Origin of the sequence: Sphingobium xenophagum NBRC 107872 (genome assembly GCF_000367345.1) — a bacterium.
Taxonomy (GTDB): Bacteria; Pseudomonadota; Alphaproteobacteria; order Sphingomonadales; family Sphingomonadaceae; genus Sphingobium; species Sphingobium xenophagum.
On the sequence record NZ_BARE01000080.1, the window covers coordinates 1 to 10,302 of the forward strand.

8 protein-coding genes and 1 pseudogene are annotated in these 10,302 nt (G+C 50.7%); 2 read left to right on the plus strand and 7 right to left on the minus strand.

Translation table 11 applies throughout. The features are described from left to right. Positions 1 to 267: pseudogene (locus SX1_RS24385) on the plus strand (hypothetical protein); the annotation flags it as partial. A 13-nt stretch (positions 268 to 280) separates the two neighbouring features. Beyond that, positions 281 to 1,360 (plus strand): GSCFA domain-containing protein, encoded by a 1,080-nt coding sequence (locus tag SX1_RS24010; RefSeq protein ID WP_081610010.1) that lies wholly within the window; start codon positions 281 to 283, stop codon positions 1,358 to 1,360. Positions 1,361 to 1,528: 168 nt separating this feature from the next. On the opposite strand, the gene SX1_RS20960 is transcribed toward SX1_RS24010, so the two are convergent. From SX1_RS20960 to SX1_RS24015, 7 genes are all read right to left on the minus strand, one after another. Next, complete coding sequence (locus tag SX1_RS20960; protein WP_081610011.1) at positions 1,529 to 2,653, minus strand: glycosyltransferase family 2 protein; 1,125 nt, start codon at positions 2,651 to 2,653, stop codon at positions 1,529 to 1,531. Positions 2,654 to 2,667: 14 nt separating this feature from the next. Then, positions 2,668 to 4,668 carry a glycosyltransferase gene (locus SX1_RS23610; RefSeq protein ID WP_052310939.1) on the minus strand — a complete coding sequence of 667 codons (2,001 nt, stop codon included), beginning with the start codon at positions 4,666 to 4,668 and terminating at the stop codon, positions 2,668 to 2,670. Further along, entirely contained in the window at positions 4,665 to 5,741 is a 1,077-nt protein-coding gene (locus tag SX1_RS20970) for an NAD-dependent epimerase/dehydratase family protein (protein WP_019054668.1), read from the minus strand. Before SX1_RS20970 ends, SX1_RS23610 begins: the two co-directional genes overlap by 4 nt. A 27-nt stretch (positions 5,742 to 5,768) precedes the next feature. Beyond that, positions 5,769 to 6,413 carry a hypothetical protein gene (locus tag SX1_RS24390; protein WP_157410337.1) on the minus strand — a complete coding sequence of 215 codons (645 nt, stop codon included), beginning with the start codon at positions 6,411 to 6,413 and terminating at the stop codon, positions 5,769 to 5,771. Between the two features lie 355 nt (positions 6,414 to 6,768). Continuing rightward, positions 6,769 to 7,737, minus strand: coding sequence for a phytanoyl-CoA dioxygenase family protein (locus SX1_RS20985; protein ID WP_019054671.1), 969 nt, complete (start codon positions 7,735 to 7,737; stop codon positions 6,769 to 6,771). Positions 7,738 to 7,779: 42 nt separating this feature from the next. Then, on the minus strand, positions 7,780 to 8,529 hold the full coding sequence (locus SX1_RS20990; protein ID WP_255209817.1) for a DUF5672 family protein: 750 nt from the start codon (positions 8,527 to 8,529) through the stop codon (positions 7,780 to 7,782). A gap of 46 nt (positions 8,530 to 8,575) precedes the next feature. Further along, a complete protein-coding gene (locus SX1_RS24015) occupies positions 8,576 to 10,198 on the minus strand; it encodes a glycosyltransferase family 2 protein (RefSeq protein WP_081610013.1) in 1,623 nt (540 codons plus the stop codon). Between the last annotated feature and the right edge of the window lie 104 nt (positions 10,199 to 10,302).

Consider the following 10,302-nt stretch of genomic DNA (forward strand, 5'->3'; position numbering starts at 1 on the left):
AAGAATGAAGAAAATAGCAGTCGAATTGCTCCAAAGTATCTTCGCTATAAACTTTGGCGTACACATTCACGTATTATTCAAAGTTCGTGCAACAGTTGTGGCGTGAATTTTATAGAAACTCCATTAGAAGCTTTTGATGAAGAAGGCTTTCTTAAAGAGGAGCATGCGCGAGATTCTACACACGCAGACGGATCTTTTGGTGGCTTAATTCTGCGTAATTTCGAACAACGATTGGGTCTGCAATATAGCGGATGGGCGTGGCTTTAAGGAGACGCAGAGTATGAAAACGCCTTATCACTCGCTCCCGTCGATAACTCGCTGGAGCAAATCTGTCGCTGGATTATCATTTTCAGAGGTTGATCCAGTAGTCTCTTTTCCATGGACCATTCAAAGTACTGACAAGGTGGCGACTGCCGGCAGTTGCTTCGCCCAGCATATTGCCCGCCATCTGAAAATGAACGGGTTCGAATATTATGTCGTCGAAAAGGGTCATCCAATCGGGGATGAAGCTCAAAAAACGAAGTTTAATTATGGTACATTTTCAGCGCGTTATGGCAATCTCTACACGACCCGTCAATTGCTGCAACTGTTCAAGCGCGCATATGACACATTCTTGCCAAGCGAAGATTATTGGATCAATCAAGACGGTCGGTTTGTCGATCCGTTTCGTCCAAATATCGAACCCGGCGGATTTTGTACCCCGCAGGAATTGATTGCGGATAAAACCCAACATCTTCGGAAAGTCAGGGAGATGTTTGAAAGCTTGGATGTCTTCGTCTTCACCTTGGGCCTTACCGAAGCATGGATATCAAAAACCGATGGCGCGGTTTTCCCAGTATGTCCTGGCGTAGCGGGTGGTGTTTTCGATGATCAAAAATATGAGTTTGTCAATTTCAGTGCAAATGAAGTTTTTTCGGATCTTGATGAATTTGTGATTTTGCTTCGGGATGTTAATCCAAATGCGCGTGTGATAGTCACGGTTTCACCAGTCCCCCTAATCGCGACGGCTGAAAATCGCCACGTGCTAGTTTCCACGACATATTCTAAGTCGGCCCTTAGAGTTGCCTGTGAAGAAATAACGCGGAAATACGAATTTGTAGAATATTTTCCATCTTATGAAATAATTACTGGATCTTTTAACAGAGGTTCTTATTTTGCCGACGATTTACGATCTGTAACAGAAGATGGCGTTAGTCATGTCATGAGGTTGTTTTTATCTCACGCAACCGTAACAACAAATAATCCTAAAGCCGAATCATCTTCTCTACAAGAAGAGGATTTCGTAAGGAAGATGACGAATGTTGTCGACACAACATGCGAAGAAGAATTAATTGAAGCTTCTATGCGAAACGCGAATTAGAATATTTGGAACAATCGCTTGAACAAATAAAGCTAGATTCGATAATTTAGGTTTAATAACTTTATAATTTCGCATTCACAGGCTTGGGTAATCTGAAGCTTTCTCATATGCTGCTTTCAGCTTTACGGCGCCATCCATGGATGGCGCCGTAAAATTATCTCTCGGGTGTCACCATACCGCCAATGGATATTCTGTTGAGGCTTTATCGCCGTCTACGACATAGGCAAAGTCATTCCTGATCAGCCCCTTGGTCCCGAAGCGCTTAATGATGCCAGCGATATCCGCTGTGGACTGGAGTGGCCAGATTTGCTCGAAACCAGCGAATGAAAGGCGCATGGTTGGTGCCGCGCCGCTGGTGTCGATCTGCACGCGCATCGGACTGCCGAACGTGGAATCATCTTCATTTGCCCAGCTGCGCACTATTTCATAGCCGAAGCGCGCTGCACCCTCGCTAATGATATAGTCAACAGCATCGCCCTTGTGCTTGGGCATCACGCCACTCATCTCGAAGATGTGGCACTGATCCCGGAATTTGGGATGTCGAAGGTCGATGATGGCTTCATTTTCAGGCACCGTGGTGTGCGCGCCGCTGACCAAGCCGGCCGCGACGTTGGAGCCCCTGCCCTGGTGATAGACAAACGTACCAGGCGCCACGCAAAGCCGATATCCCATTGCGAGGCTGCGCAGGCTCCAGTCCGTTTCCTCGCAATAACCCCTACCGAATATAGGGTCCATGAAACCAACCTTGCGAACGACATCGATTGGCATCATGATTGCAAAGGATATGCCCGCCGGAACGTCGATCAGCTGAGACGCATATTTATGGGCGAGCCTTTCCGAAAGGAAGTCGACCATGTCTTGCGAGGCCAGATATTTGTCGGGGTCGGCATTGGGAATGGAGAAAATCGAAACATTGTTCGACCATGCGGTGACTGAACCAACCCCCTTGACCCGACAGGCCTTAACCATCTGAGATATGAGGTTTTTAGGGAATATCACGTCGGAATTATTGATCGTGACATAGTCATACCCCTTCTCGATGGCCGTCGCGAGGCCAAGAGAGCAATTGCGCGGGATACCCAGATTGCGAGGCGCGCAATAATAATGTGCACCTAGCTTGTCGCACAGAGCCTTTAATTCTTCGCTCCAGCCAGGTTCAGGGCTCTTATCGTCAAGGATAAGTACATCGATATCTGCGATGGATGTATCCATTCGCACTGCGCTTTCAATAGCCCGCGGAACGAATTCGCGGCCATTATAGACTGTAATCAGATGTAAGACGCGAGGCTTCATGATACGTCTTTCTATTATATGCTGGAAACACGTGCAGGCTGCGCAAGCGCTGCAAAATAACTGTCGACGGATTTGCGTGCTGTTTCTGACCAAGTAAGCTGAGACAGATTTTTCAAAGCACCCGACACAGCCGATCGTGCGACGGTCGGATCATCGAGGATATCCTGCGCGCGCTTTACCAACCCATCAAGACCATATTGCCGTGGCAGGCCCGGATCATCAGTAAGCTCCCGCAGAGGCCCGAACGATACGAACAAGGTAGGCACATCAAGACAAGCCGCTTCGAACGGTACAAGGCCGAAACCTTCGGCCGAAGTGGGATAGAGCATGAGGCTGGCATTCATCATCAGCCAGTTGCGCTCCTTCGACGGAATGTCGGGAAGAACCAATATATGCTGATCAAGCTCAGGGCTGCTCAGCAGGCTTTCTTCGATCCGAAGAGAGCCTTGCGGCACCGAAGCGCCCGCCATAACCAGCCTGTGCGGATAGCCCTTCGCGCGAAGTTTCGCCCATATGCGTATCGCCAGATCGCGATTTTTGTGAGCGTAATTTGCGCCAAGAACGAACAAATAGGGGCTATTGGCCCATCCTCTTTCCAGGATCATGTCCGGGATACGTGACGGCTGATCCTTCGATTTGGCATCAGTGCCATTTTCGACGACATAGATGCGAGCCGGATCGACCGGCAGCCGCTCTTCCCGCATCACATTGACCACATCGTGGCTGATAGTGAAGATGCTATCCGCCTGCGAAAGCTGGCTGACAAAATTGTCCCGATACCCTAGCCACATATTGCAATCGTCAAAATAAGCTGGATTGCGATAAGCAATCAAGTCCTGGACCGTAATGATCGATCTTTTGGAAATGCTCCGCCAACGATCCCAAGGTATTGGCGATGAAGGCTGATAGGGTCGATGGATGATATCGACATGAGGCGCATTCGCGAAATACAGATTGTCGGACGCGATCAACTGCACCTTGCGATGCCGAACCAATTCTTGCGCATATGGCGGGACATTGGAAGGATCAGGTACGGCCACGACAACCAACTGGATATCGTCTCTTTCAGCTAGTTCCAGCGAAAGTTTGAGAGTCAGAACCTGAGTGCCCATTTCCTTGGGCCCGATCGCTGAACCATCAATCAGCACCCTAAGCCCCATCGCCCGTGCTCTGGCAGAGTCGAGGGCTTCGCCCAGCACGGAATTGGGCCGCGAGCATTCCACATCATAGTTCATCGGGAAATAGGGAAAACGCTGATGCAGCGCATGACGTGCATCGGGATTCAGCAAAATGCTGCCGAAAGGCCCGACCTCGTCCCACGGCATGGCCAGATAGCTGGCGCAATCCAGATAGTTGGCGAAACCACGCTTGCTGGCCCGCATGGACAGATCAGCCAACGCGAGCGCCAGGTTGTTCGTCCCGTAATCATCCAGTTGCCCGCAGACATCCCACATGGCGCGACTGACGAGGACCATAGCCCCATCCGGTGCCTGTACAGGTGTCATCCCCTCGCCATCCTGCCGTTTTTTCCGCAGGGTGCGCGTCAGCGTCAGTTCGTCATGCCCCTCAATGTGGAAAGGCGTGCCGGTATTTCGGTGCGGAAAGCTAAAGCCTCCCGCGGCATTGGAGAGGAACGACACCGTTCCAACCCGCGGATCTCCAGCCATCCCTTCCAAAGCAAGGTCGAAGGTTTCGGGCGCTGCTTTGCCAGGCCATGTGCAGAATAATATGGCATCATCAGCGGCGTCGAATACCAGTTTGGACAGGTCTAGCAGCGAAAGTTTCTCGTGCAAAGTGACACGAGGATCGCGCTTTACAATGGCACTCGCCGACTGATTGGGCGCAAAGCCGACATGAATATGCTTTATCTTCGGATTTTGGAGCAGCGCTGTGATGCTGACATTCCATGCCCGCGGCGTTCTGTCGATCCACAGGAAAGCAATCAGCCCGCCTTGGCTTTTGTCCTCAGAGAACGGCTCAGTTGTCAAAGGTTGGGCAGGGGCTTGGGGCGTCATTCCATATAACCCTTTTCCAAAAGCCATTCGCCAACCAACTTTGCGCCATCCGATGCGAAATCAACCTTCGCCCGAACACCCAGCTCTTCATCAAGCGGATCTGCGTCTGCGACGGCCCAGCGAATATCGCCGTCGCGAAACTTGCCACAAATCACCGGCTCAGGAGCACCATGCAGTGCTGCTATGAGTGTCGCGGCCTCTAATATGGTCGTGACATTGCCCGATCCAACATCAAGCAAGCGCAAACTGTCAGCAGGATTGAGAATGGATGCGACCACTGAGTCCGCGACGTCGTCGATATAGACGAAATCGCGCCCGATAACACCATCTTCGTAAACCTGTATTGGCAGCTTCGCATATGCCGCGCGATGAAACAGATTTATGATGCCGGTATAAGGGTTGAAGGGCGACTGTCCGGGACCATAGACATTCTGAAACCGCAGAATGGATGCAGACACCTGCATCGCCGCACACCATGATTTGATGATATGCTCCTGCGCCAGCTTGGTCGAACCATAGATGCTCGAAGGATTTGGCATCACATTCCCCGCCCGATGGGATAGAGGCACGGCCTTTTGCCCATTATACGAGAAATCCCATTCCGCACTAGACAATTGCTGGTGAGAACGCACATCCGGATAAAAGGCGTGCCCATCTTGCGCACGCCACATGCCTTCACCATAGACAGCGCGACTGGACGACAGAACAATCGCCTGTGGTTTAGCGTCATGCCGCGTAAAGGCATCCAGCATCTGCGTGGTTCCAACGACGTTGACCATCGCATGGCGGTTCGATTCCGTCAGCGACTGCGATGTACCCGTTTCAGCAGCCAGATGCACGACCGTATGGGGATGGTTATCAACTAGAAATCCGTCCCAGAAATCCGCATCGCAAACATCCGCAACCACCAATTCGACATCGGGATGCAATGCATCTGGACGCTTTTGCATCGGGTGAATTTGCGGATGAAGATTGTCAACCGCGATAATCCTATATCCTTGTCCAATCAGTTTTTCAGAGACGGCACAGCCAATGAAGCCGGCGCCACCGGTGATAATAATAATGTCATTCATGTTTAATCCGCCTGTTGCCGGCCATAATTAGGATATGGTGATGCTTCCTACTGAAGCGGACATGGTCGAACCATCCAACGTACGGCCGGAAATTTTCACCGTATATTGCCCGACAGGGAGTTCAAACATCGGAAATTCCAAGCGAAATCCGCAATTTGTCAGGCCAGGATTGCCGAAATGCGCTCCGACATCCGGGCGGTGATGTGTCTTGGTTTCACGCGAAATCGGCCCCTGAGGCCCCGACAATATCATTTCGATAGCGGTAAATGCGGGCTCGTCGCCTATTGGCACAATCCATCCTGACATAGTGACCGCAGGAAAACTCGTGGAAGATATATGTACGTCGACCCCGCCCTTGCCGCGGGCGGGGAAAGTCCCCGCTATCTCGTCCAGATGCCAATGAAATTCTGGCTTTTTCGGAGAACGAGAAACGAATTTTCGAAGAAAACGCTGATACAGCATCGGTGCTTCGCTCCGCGTTGGCGCTTCCACAATTGCGCGATCTTTCAAACTGTCAGGCGCCTGACGGCTCTCCATCTCATTCAATTTTGATCGCAATGATTTGAGCTCTGTAGCAACAACTTCTATTGCCAATGACAGTTCTAAAGAACGGGCCGTCGCAACTGCTAAATCAGCCTCCACGCGCTTGCGCAAAATATCGTTCAGATCCATGAAGCACCATCAAATTAATAATTACAGGCTATCGGAATTATTTATTCTTTGCTTGATTGTCGAGACCTCTAATTTCATTTCTGAAAGCCTTCTGGACATTTGAATAACTTCTTTATTGACCAATTCAAATTTTTTCATGAGGTCAATTAGATTCTGCATATCACTCTTCATAAACATATTTCCCCGGGCGCAGATTTTATACAGAGTGAAATACAGGGAATAAATAGTCAAGCAATATATTTTTCAGTATAAATACTGTGATTTATTGATTATCTAAAAAATAGATTATGTTGATCCTATAATAATCTACAATTTTATCATTTTAAAAAAAGTTTTCATCGAAAATTATAAATATTTAATCAAAATAAATGCCAATTGATTTTATTAGTTTTCTTTTTATCTTTCTGAATGTTGATTTTCTTTCGGATTTTACTATTTTTGAAGGATGAACATCTTCGCCCAGATACTTGTTCGGCTGTCGCTCACCGTTGCTGATGGATAGCAAATTTCGCAGATCGAGCTGTCCAATAGCCTCGTCTGAAAAAGCGGGCGTGTAATAGATGCAATCTTCAAAATAATAATGCGTTACTTGCGACCATCGGGTCAAAGCAGGGTCATGCTGGCAGCTGCCGCCGTGCAACAGGTTCGCGCTCCAGATCAGCGCCTGCCCTTTGCTTGGCAAGAAAAGCTCTCTTTCTGCGCCATGAACCTCGCATAATGCGCGCCAAGCGGGTCCATAGGGATCCTGTGCCGAATTCAAATCACTGCCATAACCGCGGCGTCCGATCAAAGCGTTGGTCATGATCGGCCAGCGATGAGAACCTGGATAATAGAAAAGGGGGCCTGCATTAGGGTCAATATCTTCCATCGCCAGCCACACGCCGCACATGAATCGTTCGGGCAGACTTGAGAAATGGACGGAATCAGAATGGGCATCTTGCTGCGTTCCGACTGGGAAGTTCAGCGTCTGAAACGGAAATGCCTTACGACCATACAGCTTACTTAATAGATCGATCACCGCTTCATTTGCAGCAATGGCACGGACATCCTCATCAAATTGCCAGGCATCCTGCACGCGGCGCTCGCCAACCGTTTTGTCACTCGCCGGATTATCAAAATCGATACCATAATGCGGTCCTAGGTGCTGCTGGATACGATTAATGCGGCTGTCCAACTCGGTGTCAGGAAAGTTGAAAACGGCATAGCCCTTTTCATGCAGATCATCTGCAATCCGCTCTTCTTCTTCCGTCAGTTCCCATTCCGCCTTGAGTGCCGGAAACATAGGCGATTCGATCAGGGGCAAGCCGGGAAAGATGTTATTCAAGCGCGTCGGTCCCTTTAAAGCGGATGGAGATATCAGTTAGCCTCATCGTCCGCCCCGATGAAAATTCTGATCCAAGATCAGGCGCAGCGCACGTTTCCAGCCACCCTGCCCCTGCCATATCTCTTTCAATATGGCCTCAAAGTCATGCCGGATCGTTCCCCGGTCGTCCAGATCGCGGTAAAGATTCCAAAATGCCTCAACCCCGATTACGCGAGGCATTAGCCACGCTCCATGATAGCCAAAACTGTTTGAGACATCCCCTGCACGTTCGGCCGAAAACTGATTCGCCAACGCTTGGGGAGCAAAGCGCATACCCTTATCCTCCAGCCATGTCCGGTTGATGCGTCCGATCGCAACATCTTCGGGATGATGCACACGAAAATCAGGATCACGGCACGCATCCATCAGGCGACGGCTTCGTAAGGAAAAGCCGCCATTGCCGACATCATGTCCATCGGCAAATTGCGGCCAACTGGCGCCGATATAGTCATAATCAAGAAAATCCGGACGCCAGCGTGACGCATCAACGACATGCCCGTCCCATTGGATGATCAAACAATGCGATGTGTCTACATGCTCGCCTATCTGGGATAGCAGGATGTCGGAATAAGCTTTGGCCGATGTAACCGGGGGGATAGGAATTACGTTGATATCCGGATGATCGGGATGGATCGGACTGTCGGTGAACAGCTTGCAAGCTCCAAAATCGATCTGCGCCAGACTGGCTTTAAGCGCGCGAATCGTGGCGGCAACATTGACCGAACTGACAGCGCACAGAGTCAGTTGCGGCAACGGCAAGCGCCTATCTGAAGTATCTAAACGGTGTACAGCCATCGGTTTAGATGGTCACTGCGAACTGTTCGCTCGCTCGGCTGAGTTGCGGGTGATGATAGGGGTCAAAAATCTCGTCCGTCTTCCAGATCCGCTTGAGCGCAGCCAGTTCAGCAGCAAAACGCGCTGCCCCGACTGGGTCTTGATCCAGACCCCGGGACACGGATTCATGATGAATCAACGTAGCTCGCGGCTCGTAAAGCGACTGCCAGCCTCGCTGATTCAATCGCAAGCAAAGATCGACATCATTGAAGGCTACGGCGAAATCACGCTCATTAAGGCCACCGACAGCCAGAAATTTGTCGCGTTCGACCAGAAGACAAGCTGCTGTCACAGCTGAAGTAAACTGTGGCAAGTTGTGCCGGTGGAAATAGCCCTCTTGGGCAGGGTGCAAAAACCGATGCGCATGGCCCGCTGCATTGCCGACACCAATAACTACACCAGCATGCTGGATCCGTCCGTCAGGATAGAGAAGCCGCGCGCCTACTGCGCCGACTTCGGGACGCAGAGCCTGCGTCGCCATGATCGCCAGCCAATTCGGCTCCCTGACTTCTATATCATTATTGAGGAGACAAATCAGCCTGCCTTTCGCGTACTCTACGGCTCGATTGTTTATTGCCGAATAGTTGAAGGGCCCGGCATGATGCAGCAACTTGCACCTGGTGGGGTCAAGTCCAGCCAAATAGTCGAGCGTGTCTGGATCATCGCTATCATTGTCCACTACAATGATTTCGACCTCGGGATAATCGCTGCCCATCACACCGTCAAGGCAAGCGCGTAACAGATCAACCCGGTTGCGAGTTGGCACGATGACGGACACGGGTGGAAGGCTGTGCGCGATATAAAGAGGAATCGCTGGCAGGCAGATCTGCGGGCGACGACAGCGATGGTGCATCATAGCGCGCAAATGTAGCGGCTCCCCCTCGACTACAATCTTCGCAGTCAGACATTCAGCCCAATCAGGTTGATCCGCAACAGCCTCCAATTCAGATCGGGTCACGCGAACCATGCAAGACCCTGTAATATAGTCATAATGACCGTACAACTCTGCATTCCAGTCTGGTTTAAAGTGCGGCATCCGCCGCCACCGTCCCGTTAGCAGATCGTCGTCCGCATAAATCAATCGTCGGGCTGGATCATCCATGACTGCACGATAAGCGGCGATCGTGCCAGGACGGATCCGGTCGCCGGCAGCGATGGGCAAGAGCCATGGTGCCCTTTCCCAATCGATCTTGCTTATTATGTCTGCAAGCGACGGAGCTTCTGGCACACCGATCAACAAGGCAGAAAGCCCTTCGGACGCCAGGCTTTCGAGCGTAGCGGCAACATCTCTTGGCTGATTGTCCATCCTAATATCAACCAGAGCAATAACCGGATGATCGTTATCAGGCGGACTAGTCGGCGTCCCCCCACGATCCTGCCGTAAGGCCCAGAGCATATATGCCTTAGGTGATCTGCTGAGCAACAGAGCAAACTGTCCGCGGGATCGGACACGCTTGCGTCTGATCCACCATTTGGTGGCGGTCATATACGCGCGCGGCTCAAGCCAGAAAGCATCGAAATGGACGGAAGCCGTCAGCCACCAATCGGCGATGCGCTTGAGATGATGACTTATCGATTTCGATCGCATGGGACTTTATCAGATAAAGCCTTCGGTAGGAATGACAAAGGAAATCCGTATCATTTGAGTCTTCTGGCATTACTTTGGTAGAAGTGTGATTTTTGGGATTCCCC

What these genes read in the sequence shown, in the direction of transcription:
- SX1_RS24010 (WP_081610010.1), top strand. Translation starts at nt 281, where the DNA reads ATGAAAACGCCTTATCACTCGCTCCCGTCGATAACTCGCTGGAGCAAA.
- SX1_RS20960 (WP_081610011.1), bottom strand. Translation starts at nt 2,653, where the DNA reads ATGAAGCCTCGCGTCTTACATCTGATTACAGTCTATAATGGCCGCGAA.
- SX1_RS23610 (WP_052310939.1), bottom strand. Translation starts at nt 4,668, where the DNA reads ATGACGCCCCAAGCCCCTGCCCAACCTTTGACAACTGAGCCGTTCTCT.
- SX1_RS20970 (WP_019054668.1), bottom strand. Translation starts at nt 5,741, where the DNA reads ATGAATGACATTATTATTATCACCGGTGGCGCCGGCTTCATTGGCTGT.
- SX1_RS24390 (WP_157410337.1), bottom strand. Translation starts at nt 6,413, where the DNA reads ATGGATCTGAACGATATTTTGCGCAAGCGCGTGGAGGCTGATTTAGCA.
- SX1_RS24015 (WP_081610013.1), bottom strand. Translation starts at nt 10,198, where the DNA reads ATGCGATCGAAATCGATAAGTCATCATCTCAAGCGCATCGCCGATTGG.